Annotated in this window: 33 protein-coding genes; 31 read left to right on the plus strand and 2 right to left on the minus strand. The window is 69.1% G+C overall.

The window, feature by feature from the left end:
- Window positions 1-13 precede the first annotated feature (13 nt).
- The 30 genes from rplB (at window position 14) to truA (ending at window position 16,265) form a co-directional block, all read left to right on the plus strand.
- Window positions 14-847 (plus strand): 50S ribosomal protein L2, encoded by an 834-nt coding sequence (rplB, locus tag FHX82_RS04345; protein WP_145938387.1) that lies wholly within the window; start codon window positions 14-16, stop codon window positions 845-847.
- Window positions 848-865: 18 nt separating this feature from the next.
- Window positions 866-1,147 carry a 30S ribosomal protein S19 gene (rpsS, locus tag FHX82_RS04350; protein WP_027940998.1) on the plus strand — a complete coding sequence of 94 codons (282 nt, stop codon included), beginning with the start codon at window positions 866-868 and terminating at the stop codon, window positions 1,145-1,147.
- Window positions 1,148-1,174: 27 nt separating this feature from the next.
- Entirely contained in the window at window positions 1,175-1,582 is a 408-nt protein-coding gene (gene rplV, locus FHX82_RS04355; RefSeq protein WP_145938386.1) for a 50S ribosomal protein L22, read from the plus strand.
- Window positions 1,582-2,436, plus strand: coding sequence for a 30S ribosomal protein S3 (rpsC, locus tag FHX82_RS04360; protein WP_145938385.1), 855 nt, complete (start codon window positions 1,582-1,584; stop codon window positions 2,434-2,436). The genes rplV and rpsC overlap by 1 nt, the downstream gene beginning before the upstream one ends.
- 3 nt (window positions 2,437-2,439) lie before the next feature.
- Entirely contained in the window at window positions 2,440-2,859 is a 420-nt protein-coding gene (gene rplP, locus FHX82_RS04365) for a 50S ribosomal protein L16 (RefSeq protein ID WP_145938384.1), read from the plus strand.
- On the plus strand, window positions 2,859-3,107 hold the full coding sequence (gene rpmC / locus FHX82_RS04370) for a 50S ribosomal protein L29 (protein ID WP_091505024.1): 249 nt from the start codon (window positions 2,859-2,861) through the stop codon (window positions 3,105-3,107). The genes rplP and rpmC overlap by 1 nt, the downstream gene beginning before the upstream one ends.
- On the plus strand, window positions 3,104-3,406 hold the full coding sequence (rpsQ, locus tag FHX82_RS04375) for a 30S ribosomal protein S17 (protein ID WP_145938383.1): 303 nt from the start codon (window positions 3,104-3,106) through the stop codon (window positions 3,404-3,406). The genes rpmC and rpsQ overlap by 4 nt, the downstream gene beginning before the upstream one ends.
- Before the next feature lie 73 nt (window positions 3,407-3,479).
- Window positions 3,480-3,848: a 50S ribosomal protein L14 gene (gene rplN, locus FHX82_RS04380; protein ID WP_091505022.1), complete on the plus strand. Its 369-nt coding sequence runs from the start codon at window positions 3,480-3,482 to the stop codon at window positions 3,846-3,848.
- A gap of 2 nt (window positions 3,849-3,850) precedes the next feature.
- Window positions 3,851-4,165: a 50S ribosomal protein L24 gene (gene rplX / locus FHX82_RS04385; protein WP_145938382.1), complete on the plus strand. Its 315-nt coding sequence runs from the start codon at window positions 3,851-3,853 to the stop codon at window positions 4,163-4,165.
- Window positions 4,165-4,728 (plus strand): 50S ribosomal protein L5, encoded by a 564-nt coding sequence (rplE, locus tag FHX82_RS04390; RefSeq protein ID WP_145938381.1) that lies wholly within the window; start codon window positions 4,165-4,167, stop codon window positions 4,726-4,728. Before rplX ends, rplE begins: the two co-directional genes overlap by 1 nt.
- 3 nt (window positions 4,729-4,731) lie before the next feature.
- Entirely contained in the window at window positions 4,732-4,917 is a 186-nt protein-coding gene (locus FHX82_RS04395; protein ID WP_091505019.1) for a type Z 30S ribosomal protein S14, read from the plus strand.
- 76 nt (window positions 4,918-4,993) lie between these two features.
- Window positions 4,994-5,392 (plus strand): 30S ribosomal protein S8, encoded by a 399-nt coding sequence (gene rpsH / locus FHX82_RS04400; RefSeq protein WP_091505018.1) that lies wholly within the window; start codon window positions 4,994-4,996, stop codon window positions 5,390-5,392.
- A gap of 16 nt (window positions 5,393-5,408) precedes the next feature.
- Complete coding sequence (gene rplF / locus FHX82_RS04405; RefSeq protein ID WP_145938380.1) at window positions 5,409-5,948, plus strand: 50S ribosomal protein L6; 540 nt, start codon at window positions 5,409-5,411, stop codon at window positions 5,946-5,948.
- 2 nt (window positions 5,949-5,950) lie between these two features.
- Window positions 5,951-6,352: a 50S ribosomal protein L18 gene (gene rplR, locus FHX82_RS04410; protein ID WP_145938379.1), complete on the plus strand. Its 402-nt coding sequence runs from the start codon at window positions 5,951-5,953 to the stop codon at window positions 6,350-6,352.
- Window positions 6,353-6,388: 36 nt separating this feature from the next.
- Window positions 6,389-7,033 (plus strand): 30S ribosomal protein S5, encoded by a 645-nt coding sequence (rpsE, locus tag FHX82_RS04415; RefSeq protein WP_145938378.1) that lies wholly within the window; start codon window positions 6,389-6,391, stop codon window positions 7,031-7,033.
- 1 nt (window position 7,034) lies between these two features.
- On the plus strand, window positions 7,035-7,220 hold the full coding sequence (gene rpmD / locus FHX82_RS04420) for a 50S ribosomal protein L30 (RefSeq protein ID WP_145938377.1): 186 nt from the start codon (window positions 7,035-7,037) through the stop codon (window positions 7,218-7,220).
- Window positions 7,217-7,660, plus strand: coding sequence for a 50S ribosomal protein L15 (gene rplO, locus FHX82_RS04425; RefSeq protein WP_145938376.1), 444 nt, complete (start codon window positions 7,217-7,219; stop codon window positions 7,658-7,660). Before rpmD ends, rplO begins: the two co-directional genes overlap by 4 nt.
- A gap of 87 nt (window positions 7,661-7,747) precedes the next feature.
- Window positions 7,748-8,197, plus strand: coding sequence for a hypothetical protein (locus FHX82_RS04430; protein ID WP_145938375.1), 450 nt, complete (start codon window positions 7,748-7,750; stop codon window positions 8,195-8,197).
- 184 nt (window positions 8,198-8,381) lie between these two features.
- Window positions 8,382-9,689 carry a preprotein translocase subunit SecY gene (gene secY / locus FHX82_RS04435; RefSeq protein ID WP_145938374.1) on the plus strand — a complete coding sequence of 436 codons (1,308 nt, stop codon included), beginning with the start codon at window positions 8,382-8,384 and terminating at the stop codon, window positions 9,687-9,689.
- Window positions 9,686-10,240 (plus strand): adenylate kinase, encoded by a 555-nt coding sequence (locus tag FHX82_RS04440; RefSeq protein ID WP_145938373.1) that lies wholly within the window; start codon window positions 9,686-9,688, stop codon window positions 10,238-10,240. Before secY ends, FHX82_RS04440 begins: the two co-directional genes overlap by 4 nt.
- A 25-nt stretch (window positions 10,241-10,265) precedes the next feature.
- Window positions 10,266-11,060, plus strand: a complete 795-nt coding sequence (gene map / locus FHX82_RS04445; RefSeq protein WP_145938395.1) for a type I methionyl aminopeptidase — start codon at window positions 10,266-10,268, stop codon at window positions 11,058-11,060.
- Between the two features lie 254 nt (window positions 11,061-11,314).
- Window positions 11,315-11,536: a translation initiation factor IF-1 gene (infA, locus tag FHX82_RS04450; protein WP_004558881.1), complete on the plus strand. Its 222-nt coding sequence runs from the start codon at window positions 11,315-11,317 to the stop codon at window positions 11,534-11,536.
- 33 nt (window positions 11,537-11,569) lie between these two features.
- Window positions 11,570-11,683 (plus strand): 50S ribosomal protein L36, encoded by a 114-nt coding sequence (rpmJ, locus tag FHX82_RS04455; RefSeq protein ID WP_004558882.1) that lies wholly within the window; start codon window positions 11,570-11,572, stop codon window positions 11,681-11,683.
- 205 nt (window positions 11,684-11,888) lie between these two features.
- Entirely contained in the window at window positions 11,889-12,269 is a 381-nt protein-coding gene (rpsM, locus tag FHX82_RS04460) for a 30S ribosomal protein S13 (protein WP_145938372.1), read from the plus strand.
- A complete protein-coding gene (locus FHX82_RS04465; protein WP_145938371.1) occupies window positions 12,266-12,475 on the plus strand; it encodes a hypothetical protein in 210 nt (69 codons plus the stop codon). The genes rpsM and FHX82_RS04465 overlap by 4 nt, the downstream gene beginning before the upstream one ends.
- 18 nt (window positions 12,476-12,493) lie before the next feature.
- Window positions 12,494-12,898: a 30S ribosomal protein S11 gene (gene rpsK, locus FHX82_RS04470; RefSeq protein WP_091505007.1), complete on the plus strand. Its 405-nt coding sequence runs from the start codon at window positions 12,494-12,496 to the stop codon at window positions 12,896-12,898.
- Window positions 12,899-12,921: 23 nt separating this feature from the next.
- Entirely contained in the window at window positions 12,922-13,527 is a 606-nt protein-coding gene (rpsD, locus tag FHX82_RS04475) for a 30S ribosomal protein S4 (RefSeq protein WP_145938370.1), read from the plus strand.
- A gap of 91 nt (window positions 13,528-13,618) precedes the next feature.
- Entirely contained in the window at window positions 13,619-14,686 is a 1,068-nt protein-coding gene (locus tag FHX82_RS04480; RefSeq protein ID WP_145938369.1) for a DNA-directed RNA polymerase subunit alpha, read from the plus strand.
- A gap of 80 nt (window positions 14,687-14,766) precedes the next feature.
- Window positions 14,767-15,363: a 50S ribosomal protein L17 gene (rplQ, locus tag FHX82_RS04485; RefSeq protein WP_145938368.1), complete on the plus strand. Its 597-nt coding sequence runs from the start codon at window positions 14,767-14,769 to the stop codon at window positions 15,361-15,363.
- A gap of 65 nt (window positions 15,364-15,428) precedes the next feature.
- The gene (gene truA / locus FHX82_RS04490; protein ID WP_229881525.1) at window positions 15,429-16,265 is read left to right on the plus strand and encodes a tRNA pseudouridine(38-40) synthase TruA; all 837 of its coding nucleotides are present in this window, start codon (window positions 15,429-15,431) and stop codon (window positions 16,263-16,265) included.
- Between the two features lie 28 nt (window positions 16,266-16,293).
- Here truA and FHX82_RS04495 read toward each other — a convergent pair whose 3' ends face one another.
- Both FHX82_RS04495 and eccE read right to left on the minus strand, forming a co-directional pair.
- Complete coding sequence (locus tag FHX82_RS04495) at window positions 16,294-17,016, minus strand: hypothetical protein (protein WP_145938366.1); 723 nt, start codon at window positions 17,014-17,016, stop codon at window positions 16,294-16,296.
- Window positions 17,013-18,185, minus strand: a complete 1,173-nt coding sequence (gene eccE, locus FHX82_RS04500) for a type VII secretion protein EccE (protein ID WP_145938365.1) — start codon at window positions 18,183-18,185, stop codon at window positions 17,013-17,015. Before eccE ends, FHX82_RS04495 begins: the two co-directional genes overlap by 4 nt.
- 498 nt (window positions 18,186-18,683) lie before the next feature.
- Between eccE and eccB the strand changes: the two genes are divergently transcribed.
- Window positions 18,684-20,282: a type VII secretion protein EccB gene (gene eccB / locus FHX82_RS04505; RefSeq protein WP_145938363.1), complete on the plus strand. Its 1,599-nt coding sequence runs from the start codon at window positions 18,684-18,686 to the stop codon at window positions 20,280-20,282.
- The last annotated feature ends 4 nt before the right edge of the window (window positions 20,283-20,286 follow it).

The following is a 20,286-nucleotide window of genomic DNA, read 5'->3' on the forward strand; positions in this document are numbered from 1 at the left end:
GACGGAAGCTGTCATGGGTATTCGTAAGTACAAGCCGACAACCCCGGGTCGCCGCGGGTCGTCCGTCTCGGACTTCGCCGAGATCACCCGGTCGACCCCGGAGAAGTCGCTGCTGCGCCCGCTGAGCAAGAGCGGTGGCCGCAACGCCTCCGGCAAGATCACCACCCGGCACAAGGGTGGCGGCCACAAGCGGGCCTACCGGGTCATCGACTTCCGGCGCAACGACAAGGACGGCATCCCGGCCAAGGTCGCGCACATCGAGTACGACCCGAACCGGACCGCCCGCATCGCGCTGCTGCACTACGTCGATGGCGAGAAGCGCTACATCATCGCGCCGGACAAGCTGAAGCAGGGCGACAGGGTCGAGAGCGGCCCGCGCGCCGACATCAAGCCGGGCAACAACCTGCCGCTGCGCAACATCCCGGTCGGCACGGTGATCCACGCGATCGAGCTTCGTCCCGGTGGCGGCGCGAAGATCGCCCGCTCGGCCGGCGCCCGCGTGCAGCTCGTCGCCAAGGACGGCCCGTACGCCCAGCTGCGGATGCCCTCGGGCGAAATCCGCAACGTGGACGTGCGCAACCGCGCCACGGTCGGCGAGGTGGGCAACTCCGAGCACCAGAACATCAACTGGGGCAAGGCGGGCCGCAACCGCTGGCGGGGCAAGCGCCCCACCGTCCGCGGTGTCGTCATGAACCCTGTCGACCACCCGCACGGTGGTGGTGAGGGCAAGACGTCCGGTGGCCGCCACCCGGTGAACCCGAACGGCAAGCCCGAGGGTCGTACCCGTCGTCGCAAGCCGTCCGACCAACTGATCGTCCGCCGCCGGCGTACCGGCAAGAAGCGCTGAGCAGGGAGGTAGAAACACATGCCGCGTAGCCTCAAAAAGGGCCCGTTCGTGGACGACCACCTGCTCAAGAAGGTGGACGCGCTCAACGAGTCGGGTAAGAAGACGGTGATCAAGACGTGGTCCCGCCGGTCCACGATCATCCCCGACATGCTCGGGCACACGATCGCCGTGCACGACGGCCGCAAGCACGTCCCGGTGTTCGTCACCGAGGCGATGGTGGGTCACAAGCTGGGCGAGTTCGCCCCGACTCGGACCTTCAAGGGCCACATCAAGGACGACCGCAAGTCGCGCCGTCGCTGAGCGCGCACCGAGAAGAGGAACTAACGAATGAGTGCCCAGAAGGACGCTACGGCCGAGGCGTTGCCGATGGCCTACGCGCGGGCTCGCTTCGTCCGGGACTCGCCGATGAAGGTGCGCCGGGTGATCGAGCTGATCAAGGGTCGTAACGCCCAGGAGGCGCTGGCCATCCTGCGGTTCGCGCCGCAGGCCGCGAGCCAGCCGGTGGCCAAGGTGCTCGCCAGCGCCATGGCGAACGCCGAGAACAACCTGGACCTGGACCCCGAGACGCTGTGGGTGAAGAACGCCTACGCCGACGAGGGCCCGACGCTGAAGCGCATCCGCCCGCGTGCCCAGGGGCGCGCGTACCGGATCCGCAAGCGCACGAGCCACATCACGGTCGAGGTGGAGTCGCGCCCCGAGGCCAAGAAGAGCGGTAAGAAGAAGGGTGGCCGGTAGTGGGCCAGAAGATCAACCCGCACGGCTTCCGGCTCGGGATCACCACGGACTGGAAGTCCCGCTGGTACGCCGACAAGCAGTACGCGGAGTACGTGGCCGAGGACGTCAAGATCCGCAAGCTGCTCTCCACCGGCATGGAGCGCGCCGGCATCTCCAAGGTCGAGATCGAGCGCACCCGTGACCGCGTCCGCGTGGACATCCACACCGCCCGGCCGGGCATCGTCATCGGCCGCCGCGGCGCGGAGGCCGACCGGATCCGCGGCGCGCTGGAGAAGCTGACCAAGAAGCAGGTGCAGCTGAACATCCTCGAGGTGAAGAACCCCGAGGCCGACGCCCAGCTCGTCGCGCAGGGTGTCGCGGAGCAGCTGTCCAACCGCGTGGCGTTCCGCCGCGCGATGCGGAAGGCGATCCAGACCTCCATGCGCTCGCCGCAGGTCAAGGGCATCCGCGTGCAGTGCGGTGGCCGCCTCGGCGGTGCGGAGATGTCGCGCTCGGAGCACTACCGCGACGGCCGCGTGCCGCTGCACACGCTGCGTGCCGACATCGACTACGGCTTCTTCGAGGCCCGCACCACGTTCGGCCGCATCGGCGTCAAGGTGTGGATCTACAAGGGCGACATCGTCGGTGGCCTCAAGGCCAAGAACGAGCGGGACGCCGCCGCGGCCGCCGAGCGTGCGCCGCGTCGCGACCGTGACCGCCCGTCCCGCCCGCGTCGTTCCGGCGCGTCGGGCACCACGCCGACCTCGACCGAGGCCGGCCGGGCTGCGGCTGCCGCCAAGACTGACATGGACGTCGCGACCAGCGAGGCCCCTGCGCAGGGCAAGCCGGACGCGGCCGAGAAGACGGAGGGCTGAGGCGTGCTCGTCCCACGCAAGGTCAAGCACCGCAAGCAGCACCACCCGAAGCGCTCCGGTGCCGCCAGTGGCGGCACGAAGGTGACCTTCGGCGAGTACGGCATTCAGGCGCTTGAATCCGCTTACGTGACCAACCGGCAGATCGAGTCCGCTCGTATCGCCATGACCCGGCACATCAAGCGTGGCGGCAAGATCTGGATCAACATCTTCCCGGACCGCCCGCTGACCAAGAAGCCCGCCGAAACCCGCATGGGTTCCGGTAAGGGTTCGCCGGAGTGGTGGATCGCCAACGTCAAGCCGGGCCGCGTCATGTTCGAGATGAGCTTCCCGAACGAGGCCACCGCCCGCGAGGCGCTGCGCCGCGCGATCCACAAGCTGCCGATGAAGTGCCGAATCGTGACCCGTGAAGGTGGTGAGTTCTGATGGCGAAAGCCGGAGTCGCTCCCTCGGAGCTGCGTGAGCTCACCAACGAGGAGCTCGTGCTGCGCCTGAAGGAAGCCAAGGAGGAGCTGTTCAACCTCCGCTTCCAGATGGCCACCGGGCAGCTGGACAACAACCGTCGGCTGCGTACCGTGCGCACCGACATCGCGCGGATCTACACGATCATGCGCGAGCGGGAGCTCGGCCTGTCGGTCGCTCCCGACGGTGAGAACGAGGAAGGTGCGGCATGAGCGAGAACGAACAGCTCGCGGCGCAGCCGGTGCAGAAGCGCGACTCGGGTCGTAACTACCGCAAGGTTCGCGAGGGTTACGTCGTCTCGGACAAGATGGACAAGACCATCGTGGTCGAGCTCGAGGACCGCAAGAAGCACCCGAAGTACCCGAAGGTCGTCCGCACCACCAGCAAGGTGAAGGCGCACGACGAGGAGAACAGCGCAGGCGAAGGCGACCGCGTGATTCTCATGGAGACCCGCCCGCTGTCGGCCACCAAGCGGTGGCGACTCGTGCGGATCGTGGAGAAGGCCAAGTAAGTAGGGGTTCGCGCCCCTATCCGTTCCGCCAGGCTCGCGCGAGCGAGAACCGGCGAGACATACAGGAGTTGACGTGATCCAGCAGGAGTCGCGGCTGCGAGTCGCCGACAACACGGGTGCCAAGGAGATTCTCTGCATCCGCGTGCTCGGTGGATCGGGGCGGCGCTACGCGGGTATCGGCGACATCATCGTCGCCACCGTTAAGGACGCCATCCCGGCCGCCGGGGTGAAGAAGGGCGACGTCGTCAAGGCTGTCGTCGTCCGCACGGTGAAGGAGCGGCGTCGCCCGGACGGCTCCTACATCCGGTTCGACGAGAACGCCGCTGTCCTCATCAAGAACGACAACGAGCCGCGTGGGACCCGTATCTTCGGCCCGGTCGGCCGTGAGCTGCGCGACCGCAAGTTCATGAAGATCATCTCGCTGGCTCCGGAGGTGCTCTGAACATGAAGGTCAAGAAGGGTGACACGGTCGTCGTCATCTCGGGCAAGGACAAGGGCGCCAAGGGCAAGGTCATCCAGTCCTACCCCGAGCGCAACCGCGTGCTGGTCGAGGGCGTGAACCGGATCAAGAAGCACACCCGGATCACCCAGACCCAGCGCGGTGCCCAGTCCGGCGGCATCGTCACGCAGGAGGCGCCGATCCACGTGTCGAACGTGATGGTCGTCGACTCGGACGGCAAGCCGACCCGGGTGGGTTACCGCATCGGCGAGGACGGCAAGAAGGTTCGCATCTCGCGCCGGACCGGTAAGGACATCTGATGACGACCGCAGAGAAGATCGTGCCGCGGTTGAAGACCCGGTACCGCGAAGAGATCAAGGGCCAGCTCCAGCAGGAGTTCAGCTACGCCAACGTGCACCAGATCCCGGGTGTCGTGAAGGTCGTCGTCAACATGGGTGTCGGCGACGCGGCGCGGGACAGCAAGCTGATCGAGGGCGCCATCCGCGACCTGGCGATCATCACCGGGCAGAAGCCCGAGGTGCGCCGGGCCCGCAAGTCCATCGCGCAGTTCAAGCTGCGCGAGGGCCAGCCCATCGGCGCCCGCGTGACCCTGCGCGGCGACCGCATGTGGGAGTTCCTGGACCGGCTGCTGAGCATCGCGCTGCCGCGTATCCGTGACTTCCGCGGGCTCTCGCCCAAGCAGTTCGACGGCAACGGCAACTACACGTTCGGCCTGTCCGAGCAGTCGATGTTCCACGAGATCGACCCGGACGCCATCGACCGCCCGCGCGGCATGGACGTCACCGTTGTCACCACCGCTACCACCGATGACGAGGGCCGCGCGCTGCTTCGCAAGCTCGGCTTTCCGTTCAGGGAGGCGTAAGCCATGGCCAAGAAGGCTCTGATCGCCAAGGCCGCGCGCAAGCCGAAGTTCAAGGTGCGCGCCTACACCCGTTGCAACCGTTGCGGCCGGCCGCACTCGGTCTTCCGCAAGTTCGGCCTGTGCCGGGTGTGCCTGCGCGAGATGGCGCACGCGGGCGAACTGCCGGGCGTGTCCAAGTCCAGCTGGTAATACCGGAACTCAGGCTCCCACTTCGCCACAGGCCCTCTGGACGGGGGAACCAGGCGAGAAAGGTTGACAGGTCACCATGACGATGACCGACCCCATCGCAGACTTCTTGACTCGTCTGCGCAACGCCAACTCGGCGTACCACGACGAGGTCGTGCTGCCCCACTCGAAGCTCAAGCAGAACATCGCGGAGATCCTCAAGCGCGAGGGTTACATCGCGGGTTACCGCTCGGAGCCGGGCGAGAAGCACAAGAACCTCGTCGTCGAACTGAAGTACGGCCGCAACCGCGAGCGCAGCATCGCGGGTCTGCGCCGGGTTTCCAAGCCTGGGCTGCGGGTGTACGCCAAGTCCACCGAGCTCCCCAGCGTGCTCGGCGGCCTCGGCATCGCCATCATCTCGACGTCCGGCGGCCTCCAGACCGACCGGCAGGCCAAGCGCAACGGAGTGGGCGGGGAAGTCCTCGCCTACGTCTGGTGAGGAAGGGAGTTTAGGCATGTCGCGTATCGGAAAGCTGCCGATTCCCGTCCCCTCCGGGGTCGAGGTGAACATCGACGGCCGCAACATCTCGGTCAAGGGCCCCAAGGGCACCCTGTCGCACACCATCGCCGAGCCGATCACCGTCGAGCGTGACGAGGACGGCACGCTGCAGGTGAAGCGGCCCGACGACGAGCGGGAGAGCAAGGCCCTGCACGGCCTCACCCGGACCCTGGTGCACAACCTGGTGGTCGGCGTGACCGAGGGCTACGAGAAGAAGCTCGAGATCCACGGCGTCGGTTACCGCGTGCAGGCCAAGGGCAGCGACCTCGAGTTCGCCCTCGGCTACAGCCACCCGGTGCTCATCGAGGCCCCCGAGGGCATCACCTTCAAGGTGGAGACCCCGACCCGGTTCTCGGTGTCCGGCATCGACAAGCAGAAGGTCGGCCAGACGGCCGCGGTGATCCGTCGCCTGCGCCGCCCGGACCCGTACAAGGGCAAGGGGCTGCGCTACGAGGGTGAGCGCATCCGTCGCAAGGTCGGAAAGACGGGTAAGTGATCATGAGCGACACTGCAACCACGAAGCGGAAGCCGATCGGCAAGGACGTGTCGACCCGGCGCCGCGTCGCGAAGACGCGCCGTCACTTCCGCCTCCGCAAGAAGATCAGCGGCACCGCGCAGCGGCCGCGGCTGTCGGTGAAGCGGTCCTCCCGCCACATCTACGTCCAGGTGATCGACGACCTGACCGGCCACACGCTGGCCGCGGCGTCCACCATGGAGGCGGACGTGCGCGCCGTGGAGGGCGACAAGAAGGCCAAGGCCGCCAAGGTCGGCGAGCTGCTGGCCGCCCGTGCGAAGAACGCGGGCATCGCGGGTGTCGTGTTCGACCACGGTGGCAACGGCTACCACGGTCGCATCGCGGCGCTGGCCGACGCTGCCCGTGAGGGCGGGTTGGAGTTCTAGACCGATGATGATTTTCGACAACGGAAGGAACGCCTGATGCCGGGACGTACGCGGCAATTCGGCGGCGGACAGGGCGGACCCGGCGGCCAGGGCGGCAACGACCGCGGTGACCGCAGGGACCGCAGGGACCGTCGCGACGGTGGCCGTGGCGGGGCCGGCCAGGAAAAGACCCCGCACCTCGAAAAGGTCGTGACGATCAACCGCGTCGCCAAGGTCGTCAAGGGTGGTCGGCGCTTCAGCTTCACCGCCCTCGTGGTCGTGGGTGACGGCGACGGTCAGGTCGGCGTCGGCTACGGCAAGGCCAAGGAGGTGCCCGCGGCGATCGCCAAGGGCGTCGAGGAGGCCAAGAAGAACTTCTTCCGCGTGCCTCGGATCGCCGGCACCATCCCGCACCCGATCCAGGGTGAGGACGCCGCCGGTGTGGTCCTGCTCCGTCCCGCCAGCTCCGGTACCGGTGTCATCGCCGGTGGCCCGGTGCGCGCGGTGCTGGAGTGCGCCGGTGTGCACGACGTGCTGTCGAAGTCGCTCGGCAGCGACAACGCCATCAACATCGTGCACGCCACCGTCGCGGCCCTGAAGGGCCTGCAGCGTCCGGAGGAGGTGGCGGCCCGCCGTGGCCTGCCGCTCGAGGACGTCGCGCCGGCCCGGATGCTCCGCCAGCGTGCGGGACAGGGGGTCTGACGTGGCTCAGCTCAAGGTCACCCAGGTCAAGAGCAAGATCGGCACCAAGCAGAACCACCGGGACTCGCTGCGGACCCTGGGTCTGCGCAAGATCCGGCAGTCCGTGGTGCGGGAGGACACTCCTGAGGTGCGTGGCCTGATCCACACGGTCCGGCACCTCGTGACCGTCGAGGAGGTCCAGTCATGAGCGCCATCAAGATCCACCACCTGCGGCCCGCCCCCGGCGCCAAGCGCGACAAGATCCGCGTCGGCCGTGGTGAGGGCTCCAAGGGCAAGACCGCGGGTCGCGGTACCAAGGGCACCAAGGCCCGGAAGAACGTGCCCGCCGGGTTCGAGGGTGGGCAGATGCCCATCCACATGCGGCTGCCGAAGCTGCGTGGCTTCAAGAACCGGTTCCGCACGGAGTACCAGCCGGTGAACGTGGGCGACATCGCCCGGGTGTTCACCGACGGCGGCACCGTGTCCAAGGAGGACCTGGCCGCCCGCGGCCTCGTCCGCAAGGGCAAGCTGGTGAAGGTGCTGGGCAACGGCGAGGTCAGCGTCAAGCTGGACGTCACCGCCGACGCCTTCTCCACCTCCGCCAAGGAGAAGCTCGAAGCCGCCGGTGGCACCGCCACCACGGCCTGACGCTTTCCCCCAGGAACGGCCCGCCGGATCACCGGCGGGCCGTTTCGCTTTGTCCGGGCCGTGACCTCGGGGTGCGACCATCTGAGGGTGGACGCGGGGGAGGAGCCGGCCCGCCCGCCCGGGTGGGACGGGTGGTGGCTGGCGGGCGCCCTGCTGTGCGCGCTGGCCTCGGCGGCGACCTTCGCCAGTTCGTTCCTCACGCTGTTCGCCACGCAAGCGCTGTCGGTCACAGGCTGGGAGTCGCGCCCCGCGTCCGCAGGCGTGGTGCGCAACGGCTACCCGCTCGCGGTCGCGGGCGCGCTGCTGGCGATCGCGGCCCTGTTCGCGGTCATCACGGCGGCACGCCTGCTCCCCGACGGCGTGGCCCTGCTGACCACCGCCCTGGCCGCCGCGTTCCTGGCGGGAGTGCTGGTCACCATCGGCGCGCAGGCCGCGCACGCGACGCCTGGCGCGGGCTTCTGGCTGGCCCTGGCGGCGGCGGTGTCGTCCCTCGCCGCGGCGGCACCGGCGGCCCTGCCGCGCCGCTCGCCCTACTAACGGCGGCTAAAGGCCACCTGACGTGTAGCCCCACCGGGTGTGGCTGTTAGAGTCGGCAGCACGCTGCGGGACGAGTCTGTCCTGAAGCGCCCCTGGCTTGCCCAGGAAGTTGTGTCCCGCCGGCACCCGCCGGCCAAGCCGATCGCCGGCGACAACCGTCGGCGACGCCGAGGAGGTCCCCCGCGTGCTCAGCGCCTTCCGCTCGGCTCTCGCCACGCCGGACCTGCGCAAGAAGATCCTGTTCACGCTGTTGATCGTGGCCGTCTACCGGATCGGTGCGGTCACTCCGGCGCCAGGGGTCTCCTATCCCAACGTGCAGACGTGTGGGGCGCAGGCCGACTCATCGGGCATCTACTCGCTGCTGAACCTGTTCAGCGGCGGTGCGCTCCTGCAGCTCTCGATCTTCTCGACCGGCATCATGCCGTACATCACGGCGAGCATCATCGTCCAGCTGCTCACGGTGGTGATCCCGCGCTTCGAGGAGCTGAAGAAGGAAGGCCAGTCCGGCCAGAACAAGCTGACGCAGTACACCCGGTACCTGACGATCGCGCTGGCGATCCTGCAGGCCACCGGCGTGGTGGCGCTCGCCGACCGCGGTCAGCTGTTCCCGAACTGCACCGAGTCGATCATCCCGGACAACAGCATCTGGTCGCTGGCGATCATCGTCATCACCATGACCGCGGGCACCGCCGTGATGATGTGGCTCGGCGAGCTCATCACCGAGCGCGGCGTCGGCAACGGCATGTCCGTCCTGATCTTCCTGAACATCGCGGCCCGCATCCCGGCCGAGGGCATGAACATCCTGAACAGCCAGGGCGGCCTCGTGTTCGCGTTGGTGTGCGTGTTCGGTCTGCTCATCATCGCGAGCGTCATCTTCGTCGAGCAGGGCCAGCGGCGGATCCCCGTGCAGTACGCCAAGCGCATGATCGGGCGGCGGATGTACGGCGGCACCTCCACGTACCTGCCCATCAAGGTGAACCAGGCCGGTGTCATCCCGGTCATCTTCGCGTCGTCGCTGCTGTACCTGCCCGACCTGATCAGCAGGCTCATCGGCAACCCCACCAGCTCGTCGGGCTGGCAGGTGTTCCTGCAGAACTACGTGGTCAACCAGGGCAGCTGGGTGCACATCCTGCTGTACTTCGCCCTGATCATCTTCTTCACGTACTTCTACATCACGATCACGTTCAACGTGGACGAGCGCGCGGAGGAGATGAAGAAGTTCGGCGGCTTCATCCCGGGCATCCGCCCGGGCAGGCCGACCGCCGAGTACCTGAGCTTCGTGCTGGGCCGGATCACCCTTCCCGGGTCGATCTACCTCGGCATCATCGCGATCCTGCCGAACTTCTTCCTGTCGATGACCCAGCAGGGGAACAACCAGAGCTTCCCGTTCGGGGGGACGGCTGTGCTGATCATGGTCGGTGTCGGGCTCGACACCGTCAAGCAGATCGAAAGCCAGCTGATGCAGCGTAACTACGAAGGGTTCTTGCGATGACGCGCCTGGTTCTTGTCGGTCCGCCCGGAGCAGGTAAGGGTACCCAGGCCACAGCGCTCTCGCAGAAGCTCGACGTGCCGCACATCTCCACCGGTGACCTGTTCCGCGCCCACGTCGCCGAGCGCACCCCGCTCGGCGAGGAGGCCAAGCGCTACCTGGACTCCGGCGAGCTCGTGCCCGACACGGTGACCAACGAGATGGTGCGCGAGCGCCTCGCGGAGGACGACACCAAGGGCGGTTTCCTGCTCGACGGGTTCCCGCGCAACACCAAGCAGGCCGAGGTGCTGGGCCAGCTGCTCGCGGAGTCGGGCCAGGGGCTCGACGCCGTCATCCAGCTCGAGGTGCCCGAGGACGTCGTCGTGGCCCGGCTGCTGTCGCGCGGCCGCACGGACGACACCGAGGAGGTCATCCGGCGCCGCCAGCAGGTGTACCTGTCGGAGACGGCCCCGCTGCTGGACTACTACTCGGACATCCTGGTCAAGGTCGACGGCGTCGGCGAGGTCGACGAGGTGTCCGACCGCGTGCTCGCCGCGCTGCGCGGCCGGCAGTGACCCGGGAAGCGGTCGGATCTTGAGGCTGTTGCGACGGCGGAACTCTATCGAGCTGAAGAGCCCCGGTGAGCTGCAGGCGATGCGCGCCGCGGGGCTCGTGGTGCGGCGCACCCTGGGCAGGCTGGCCGAGGCCGCCAAGCCCGGGGTGAGCACGCTGGAGCTCGACGAGCTGGCCGAGCAGACCATCCGGGACGCCGGCGCGGTGCCCTCGTTCAAGGGCTACCACGGCTTCCCGGGGTCGATCTGCACGTCGGTGAACGAGCAGATCGTCCACGGCATCCCGTCGGCGCAGACGGTGCTCGCGGACGGCGACCTGATCTCGATCGACTGCGGCGCGATCCTCGACGGCTGGCACGGCGACTCCGCCGTCACGCTCGCGATCGGTGAGGTCGGCGCCCTCGACAAGGCGCTGTCCGCGGCCACCGAGGCCGCGATGTGGGCCGGTATCGAAGCGGCCGTGCCGGGCGCCCGGCTCACGGACATCTCGTTCGCCGTGCAGACCGCTGCCGACGCAGCCTCCGCCGCCGACGGAACCGAGTACGGCCAGATCGTCGAGTACGGCGGGCACGGCATCGGCCGCGAGATGCACATGGACCCGTTCCTGCCGAACGTCGGCAAGCCGGGCAAGGGCCCGCGGCTGGAGGTCGGCATGGCGCTGGCCATCGAGCCGATGCTCACCGGCGGGACCAACGAGACGGTCGAGCTGGAGGACGGCTGGACGGTCGTCACCGCCGACGGTTCTCGCGCCGCCCACTGGGAGCACACGGTGGCCATCACGGCCGACGGCCCCTGGGTTCTCACCGCCCCCGAAGAGGGCTGACACCGGCTGGAGCCCCGCGGCTCGCCGTTCCCGCACGAGTGAAGTGGCCGCCTGGTGGCGAGACGCTTAACACACCTCCCCCCGCCTCGCCGGGTGCGACACGGAGTGCGTACACTGTCTAGTCGGCGTACTCATCACGCCGGGTCCAGCGTGCTCGTGAAACTTTTTGCGGCTTTGGAGTCGGGGTGGCGTGTGTGCCGGCACCACCAAGGCAGGCATTCGGTGCTCAACCAATATCACGAAACGCGGAGGACATGGCTAAGAAAGACGGGGCCATCGAGGTCGAGGGTCGCGTGGTCGAGCCACTCCCCAACGCGATGTTTCGAGTCGAGTTGGAGAACGGCCACAAGGTCCTGGCGCACATCAGCGGCAAGATGCGGCAGCACTACATCCGCATCCTGCCGGAGGACCGGGTCGTCGTGGAGCTTTCGCCCTACGACTTGTCCCGTGGTCGCATCGTCTACCGCTACAAGTGATGACGGTGAGCAACGCATAAGGAAGCAGGAGACGTGAAGGTTCAGCCGAGCGTCAAGAAGATCTGCGACAAGTGCAAGGTGATCCGCCGCCACGGCCGGATCATGGTGATCTGCGAGAACCTGCGGCACAAGCAGCGTCAGGGCTGATCGCGCACTCCGCGGAGCGGATTGACAGCGAGTAGAGACCTCCCCGTACCTGCCGGTCGCGACAGCGGCACGGCACACCCCCGGACTCCAGGCCGGGGCCGGGACACCACCCGCGCAAGCGGGTGGCACGACAGCGAGTCGGTCCCGGAACCGGACGGGGAGCACACCTGGAGCGACGAACACCACTGAAGGAGCATCAGCCGACATGGCACGACTCGCCGGCGTAGACCTCCCCCGCGAGAAGCGGTTGGAGATCGCGCTGACCTACATCTACGGCATCGGCCGTACCCGCTCGAAGGAGCTCGTCGCGGCGGCGGACCTGAACCCGGACACCCGGGTGCGGGACCTGACCGACGACGACCTGGTCAAGCTCCGTGACTACATCGAAGAGCACTACAAGGTCGAGGGTGACCTCCGCCGCGAGGTGAACGCCGACATCCGGCGCAAGATCGAGATCGGCACCTACCAGGGGCTGCGGTGGCGCCGCGGGCTGCCGGTGCGCGGCCAGCGCACCAAGACCAACGCCCGCACCCGCAAGGGCCCGAAGAAGACGGTCGCCGGCAAGAAGAAGGCTGGCAAGAAGTGAGCGTCCAGGGCAAGAAGGTCGTGCGGATGGGCGGTCAGCGTGCCGTCCGCAACTCGTGCGTATCGCCGAAGGCTCTCTACGCCCGCCCGATGGCCCTGCGCAACCTGTACACCGACGCCGGTTCCGTGATCCGGCGCGGTCAGCAGGAGGCCCGCATGGCCGCTGCCGCTGCTGCTGCCGCCGAGCAGCCCGAGAACTCGCGCTAAGAGGAGAAACACCCCCACATGCCACCCAAGTCTCGTACCGCCGGGGCCAAGAAGGTCCGGCGGAAGGAAAAGAAGAACGTCGCGCACGGCCACGCGCACATCAAGAGCACGTTCAACAACACCATCGTGTCGATCACCGACCCGACCGGTGCCGTGATCTCGTGGGCGTCGTCCGGGCACGTCGGGTTCAAGGGCTCGCGCAAGAGCACCCCGTTCGCCGCCCAGATGGCCGCCGAGAACGCCGCCCGCAAGGCCGCCGAGCACGGCATGAAGAAGGTCGACGTGTTCGTCAAGGGCCCGGGTTCCGGCCGTGAGACGGCGATCCGTTCGCTGCAGGCCGCCGGTCTCGAGGTCGGCACCATCCAGGACGTGACCCCGCAGCCCCACAACGGCTGCCGCCCGCCCAAGCGGCGCCGGGTCTGAGGAACGGGGAGGAGTAACAACACATGGCTCGCTACACCGGCCCCGCGACTCGTATCTCGCGGCGTCTCAAGGTCGACCTCATCGGCGGCGACCAGGCTTTCGAGCGTCGCCCGTACCCGCCCGGCCAGCACGGCCGCGGCCGGGTCAAGGAGTCCGAGTACCTCCTGCAGCTGCAGGAGAAGCAGAAGGCTCGCCACACCTACGGCATCCTCGAGCGGCAGTTCAGCCGCTACTACAAGGAGGCCGCGCGCCGTCAGGGCAAGACCGGTGAGAACCTGCTGCAGATCCTGGAGTCCCGTCTGGACAACGTGATCTACCGCGCCGGCATCGCCCGCACCCGCCGCCAGGCCCGGCAGCTGGTCGCCCACGGCCACTTCCTGGTCAACGGCGTCAAGGTGAACATCCCCAGCTACCAGGTCGAGAAGTGGGACATCATCGACGTGCGGCCCAAGTCGCTCCAGATGCTGCCCTTCGTCGCCGCCAAGGAGTCCTTCGGCGACCGCCCGATCCCGGCCTGGCTGCAGGTCGTGCAGTCGAACCTCCGCGTCCTGGTGCACCAGCTCCCCGAGCGGGCCCAGATCGAGGTTCCGGTGCAGGAACAGCTGATCGTCGAGTTCTACTCGAAGTGATCGACCGCGGAGGCGTGCACCCGCACGCCTCCGCTTCGCCATCCCTTTCGGCGTCATATGGCGGGCGCCGGCAGGAAAGGAAAGAACGAAAGTGCTGATTTCACAGCGACCGGCCCTCGGCGAGGAGCCGATCAACGAGACCCGGTCCCGGTTCACCATCGAACCGCTGGAGCCGGGCTTCGGTTACACCCTCGGCAACTCGCTGCGGCGCACGCTGCTGTCGTCCATCCCGGGCGCGGCGGTCACGAGCATCCGCATCGACGGGGTGCTGCACGAGTTCACCACCGTCCCGGGGGTGAAGGAAGACGTCACCGACATCATCCTGAACCTCAAGGAGCTGGTCGTCTCGTCCGAGGAGGACGAGCCGGTCACCATGTACCTGCGCAAGCAGGGCCCGGGCGAGGTCACCGCGGCGGACATCGTGCCGCCGGCGGGGGTCACCGTGCACAACCCCGATCTGCACATCGCCTCGCTGAACGGCAAGGGCAAGCTGGAGATCGAGCTGGTCGTCGAGCGCGGCCGCGGCTACGTGCCCGCCCTGCAGAACAAGCAGGCCGGCGCGGAGATCGGCCGGATCCCGGTCGACTCGATCTACTCGCCGGTGCTCAAGGTGACCTACAAGGTCGAGGCCACCCGTGTCGAGCAGCGCACCGACTTCGACAAGCTGATCCTGGACGTGGAGACCAAGCCGTCGATCACGCCCCGGGACGCGGTCGCGTCGGCCGGCAAGACGCTGGTGGAGCTGTTCGGTCTCGCCCGCGAGCTGAACGTCGACGCGGAGGGCATCGAGATCGGCCCGTCGCCGCAGGAGGCGGACACCATCGCCGCCTACGCGATGCCGATCGAGGACCTGGACCTCACCGTCCGGTCGTACAACTGCCTCAAGCGCGAGGGCATCCACACGGTGGGCGAGCTGGTCTCGCGCAGCGAGGCGGACCTGCTGGACATCCGCAACTTCGGTGCCAAGTCGATCGACGAGGTCAAGCTGAAGCTGGTCGGTCTGGGCCTGTCGCTCAAGGACAGCCCGCCCGGGTTCGACCCGACGGCCGCCGCCGCCAGCTACGACGGTGAGGGCTGGTCCTCGCCGGAGAGTGTCGACGGCATTTCGGACGCTGGCCACGACGACGGCCAGGACTACGCAGAGACGGAGCAGCTGTAGGCCGTTGACCGCCCGTCCACAGTGGAGGTCCATTGTGGACGGGCGCGGCCGTCAGCCGCAAAGCTGAACGAGGAGAAGCAATGCCCACCCCCACGAAGGGCCCCCGTCTCGGTGGATCGCCGGCCCACGAGCGGTTGATTCTGGCGAACCTGGCCACGTCGCTCTTCGAGCACGGCAAGATCACCACCACCGAGGCCAAGGCCCGCCGGGTCCGCCCGCTCGCCGAGAAGCTGATCACCAAGGCGAAGCGCGGTGACCTGCACAACCGGCGCCAGATCCAGCGGGTCATCCGCGACAAGGATGTGGTGCACAAGCTGCTCGCCGAGATCGGGCCGTTCTTCGACGACCGTCCGGGCGGCTACGTCCGGATCACCAAGACGCTGCCGCGCAAGGGCGACAACGCCCCGATGGCGGTCATCGAGCTGGTGTCCGAGAAGACTGTGACCGCCGAGGCCGAGCGCGCTCGCAAGAGCCGCTTCGCCAAGGACGAGGCGAAGGCCGAGGAAACCCCGGCCGCCGAGGTCGCCGACCAGGACGCCGAGGCCCCGGCTTCGGCCACCAAGGAGGCCACGGCGGAGCCCGCTGAGGGCGCTGACGAGGACACTCCGCAGGCCGAGGCGAAGTCCGAGGAAGCCGCCGAGGAGTCCGCGGACGAAGGCAAGAAGGACGAGTCCTGACCGACTCCGTTCCGCGTGACGAGCCCGTTCTCCCCGGTGGGGAGGGCGGGCTCGTTCGTCTGCGCCTGGACGTCTCCTACGACGGCACGGACTTCTCGGGCTGGGCGCGGCAGCCGGGCCGCCGGACGGTGCAGGGGCTGCTCGAAGAGGCGCTCGCGAAGCAGCCGCCGGGTTCCGCGGTGCCGAAGTCGGTGGTGGTGGCCGGGCGCACGGATGCCGGGGTGCACGCCACGGGTCAGGTGGTGCACGTCGACGTCGTCCCGCTGAGTGGGCCCGCCGGCCGGTTGCCGGTGGACGAGCACGGGATTCCGGACCTGGAGCGCATGTGCCACCGGTGGAACCGGTACCTGCCGGGTGACGTGCGGGTGCTGTCCGCGCGCGTGGCGCCCGAGGGTTTCGACGCGCGGTTCTCCGCCGTGCGGCGGCACTACCGTTACCGCGTCTCGGACGCGCCGTGGGGCGTGGATCCGTTGGTGCGGCGGGACACCCTCGGCTGGGGGCGGGCGCTGTCCGTGACGGCGCTGAACGAGGGCGCCGAGGCGTTGCTGGGGTTGCGGGACTTCGCGGCGTTCTGCAAGCAGCGCGAGGGCAGCACCACGATCCGGGAGCTGCAACGGTTTTCCTGGCGGCGCCTGGACACGCACCTGGTGGAGGCCGAGGTCTCGGCGGACGCGTTCTGCCACTCGATGGTGCGAAGTCTGGTGGGCGCGCTACTGCTCGTGGGGGACGGGCGCCGCCCGGTCGAGTGGCCGGCGGAGGTGCTGCGCAGCCGCACCCGGGACAGCGCGGTGGCCCCGGCCCACGGCCTCACGCTGGTCGGGGTGGACTACCCACCGGACGACGAGCTGGCCGCACGGGCGGAGCAGACCCGCGCGGTGCGCCAACCCACCGACGCGGGCTGAGGTTCGCGGCCCGCGTCGACGGTGATCCTCAGTCGCCGCGGCGGACGGGGCCCAGTAGTTGCTGCTCCTTGCCCGTCGTGACGAGGCGGAGTGGGCGCCACAGGTTCGCGCCCAGTGCCACCACCTGGTCGTCCTTGAGGGTCGTCAGCTGGCGCATCATCTGCGGCGGCAGGCGCCAGATCCGCGCCGCCAGCTCGGCCTGCCCCACGGGCAACCGCTGCATCAGCACGATGTCCGCGGCGTTCGCGATCGTCGTCGCCTGCGGGTGCAGGTACGGCAGCACGTAGACCGTCGTCTGCCACGGCGAACGCGGCGGGAACAGGTCCTGCGGCGTCGGCCCGCCGTCGGTCACCACGAGCAGCGGCGCGTCCTCCGACGGCCGCGGCAGCTCGACCGGCGAGAGCCTGCGGATCTGCACCAGCGGCGACGGGCGCCCGTTCGGGCCGGTGCCCGCGGCCTGCGGCAACACCTGCCACGCCGCCGGACGGCCGGTGGCGATGACCACCCACGCGCCCACCGCCACGGCCCGCAACGCCACCTGCCGCGCGAGGTACAGACCACCGACGAGCACGATGCGCGTCGGCACCGCACGCAGGGCGGAGATGGTCAGCGGCTCGCCGTTCAACCCCGACCCGACGATGATCCCGCCGCGGTCACCGGACGGGCTGATCGCGTCCAGCAGCTTCGGGTCCACGGTGAACTCGGGGGCGACCCCGTTGTTCCGCCCAGGATCACGCAACCGGAGGCTCACGCCGTCCCTCCAATCGGCAGAGTGGCCGCGAGGCCCTCGATCTGCAGGCCGCGCAACGGGGTCAGCGACACGCCGACCTTGTCGGCCAGCGTGTTGAGCCGGTCGTCGGCCGCGTCGAGCTCGCGCGGGTTGCGTGCGCTCATCCGCACCACGCCGCGCAGGTTGATCTGGCCCTCGTCGTCGGCGGGGGAGATCGACAGCGCCACCGTGGCCGAAAGCGCGCGGACGCTCGTCAAGGCGTTGAGGCTGCTGGTGATCCGGCCCTTCGGCCAGCTGGTGACCGCGTAGCTGGCGTGCCCGATGCCCGCCGCGGTGACGCTCGTCCAGTGCTCCCGCATGTTCGTGCGCGTGTCACTGCCCGCGACGGCCGTCAGCTCGGCCGCGGAGATCCCGGCCCGCAGCACCTCGTCCGGGTCCAGCGGCCGGGTCGGCACGCCCTGCGACTCCAGCGCGTTGCGCACGCGGGACAAGGCACCGATCAGCGCCCGGTGCGCGCCGACGACACCGCCGCCGCGCTCGCGCACCGCCGCCGGGCAGCGCCGCGGATCCAGCCGGATCGCGACCCACGTGGTGCGCCGGGCGGCCGCGGGCAGCGGGCCCAGCACCTCCATGTACGAGGTCAGCGCGGGCGACTCGGACGGCAGCGCCGCGCTGCCGGGGTAGGTGTGCCAGATCACCTGGATGGAGTCGAGCACCACGCCGCGGTCTTCGAGGGTGGGCGCGAGCGCCGACAGCGGAAGACTGGGCGCGCCACCCGCCTGGGTGATCAGCGCGGGAGTCGGCTCGACGAGCAGCACCGCGGTCCACGTGCCGTCGTGCCACGCGAGGCCGACCTGCTGCCGCTCGTGGTCGGTGCCGTGCGCCACCACGAGGTCCGGCACGACGAGCCGCAGCAGGCTGACGCGCGCGTCCTCGGGACCGGTGACGGACTCGTCCTGGTTCGGCTCGACGTTCGGCCGGGGCTGCGCCGCCGTCCGGTCGTGTGAACGGAACGAGTAGCGCAACGTGAGCCCGAACCACTGCGTGAACCACTTGCCACGCCAACGGATGATCGCGACCAGCAGCGCCACGGCGACCACGCCGATCGCCACGTACAGCAGCGAGGTGTTGATGGCGAGCAGGACCAGCCCGATCGCGAGCCCGACCTCCAGCACCACGAGGTTGGCCACGGGCAGCGGGCCGAGGCTCGCGACGGTGCGCCGCCTGCGGGCGGGCGGGGCGACCGGTGCGGGAGTGGCGCCGCCGGAGGGTTGTGGCGGCCGGGCCGGGGGAGGACCACCCGGGCCACTAGGCCCGCCGGGACCGCCAGGTCCACCAGGACCACCAGGGCCGCCGGGACCGCCCGGTCCACCGGGACCGGAACCGCCGGGTCCACCAGGCCCGCCAGGGCCACCGGGTACGCGAGGAGGAGGACCGCCCGCGGGACGGCCTTGCCGGGGTGGCGGACCCGCCGGGCGCCGGGGCGGCGGCGAGCCGGGAGGCCCGCCCGGTCGTGGCGGCGTGGTGACGGACATCCGCGCTTTCTTCCCCTCGTCGTACTGCTGCCGAAAGCGAATCCGACACTAGCGGCTCGGGCCGGCACCAGTTGTCCCAAACCCGCACCAGTACGGTTCTCCTACGGTTATCCTGCGGAACCGTACCGCGACTCGGGGAGCTGTAGGTCGAGAATGCCGTCAACACCGACAACGAAATCTCAGGTCCAGGCGTACCGCTTCGTGCTGCGCCGGATGCAGTCGGCACTGGTGCGGCGTGACTCGGTCATGCTGCACGACCCCATGCGCACGCACAGCCGGGCCACCCTCGTCGGGTTCATCCTCGGTCTGCTGGGCGTGGTCGGGTTCGTGATCTTCGGCCTCATCAGCCCGTCGCCCGCGGTGCCGGACTCCGGCATCGTGATCGGCAAGGACTCCGGCACGATCTACGTCGTCTCGGGCAACCCCAAGTCGCTCACCCCGACGTTCAACCTCGCCTCGGCCCGCCTGCTGCTGCTCGCGCAGTCGAAGGGCGCGGCGACGGAGGCGGCGCAACCCACCGTGGTGCCGGACGACTCGCTGAAGGACATCCCGCACAACCGGCGCACGGGCATCGTCGACGGCCCGCAGCTGCTGCCGAGCGCGAGCCAGCGCATCTCCGACGCGTGGGGCGTGTGCGACAACCTGGTGATCAACGACCGGCTGCCCGACTCGGTCCAGCTGGAGCAGGCGAAGCTCGAGACCACCGTCTACGCGGGAGTGTCCGATCTGGGCAAGGAACTGGCGCTGGACTCGGCGGTGTACGCCAAGGCGGACAACGGGAAGTCGTACCTGATCTACCGGCTGCCCAACAACCCGAACGACCCCAACGCCGACACCGTGCGGGCGGAGGTCGATCCGAACCAGGCCGCGGTGTCGTCGGTCTTCGGGCTCAACGGCGCTCCCGTGCGGCACATCTCGATCGGCCTGCTCAACGCGATCCCCGAGGTGACCCCGCTGGCGCCGCCCACGGTGCCGAGCCTAGGCGGCCAGGCGAACTTCCCGTCGCTCGCGGGCGAGGGGCTGCGCAACGGCAACGTGTTCCGGGTGAACAGCGTGACCGGTGCCTCCGACATCTACGTCATCCTGCCCGGCGGCATCCAGAAGGTGGAGCCCGCCGTCGGTGACCTGATCCGGGCTTCGCAGTCCAGCAGCCGCGACATCCCCGTGGTCAGTCCGAACGAGATCAACGGCATCCGCCAGGTCCAGCCCGCCGATCCCGACGCGCTGCCGGTCAGCACGATGCCCGCGGTGGTGCCCACCATCCTCGACCCGGCGAAGTTCCCGACCACCTGTCTGGGCTGGACGATCGTGGACAACCAGCCGCACACCGTCGTCACGGTCGGGAGCCAGCTGCCGACGCCGCAGAACGCGAAGGTGATCGACATCGGCAAGCCGGGCCCGGACGGGAAGATCGACCACTTCTACCTGCCGCCGGGACGGGCCGCGGTGGTTCAGTCCGCGACGTCGGCGGACTCGTTCGGCAAGGGCCCGATGAGTCTGGTGACCGACAACGGCCTGCGTTACGGCATTCCGGACGCGAACACGTTGAAGGGGCTGGGGCTGGACAACCCGGCGCCGCGCCCGGCGCCGGAGACCATCCTGCGGCTCCTGCCCTCCGGAACCTCGCTGAACGTCACGGACGCGCAGCGCAGCTTCGACGACATCCCGGTGGACGGGAGCGCGGGGACCTTCCCGACGCAGCAGAGCCAGGCGGCCGTCGCCGGCAGCGGGCAGTCGGGCAGCGGCAACTGAGCGG

Origin of the sequence: Amycolatopsis bartoniae, from assembly GCF_014191255.1 — a bacterium.
Lineage (GTDB): Bacteria > Actinomycetota > Actinomycetes > Mycobacteriales > Pseudonocardiaceae > Amycolatopsis_E > Amycolatopsis_E bartoniae.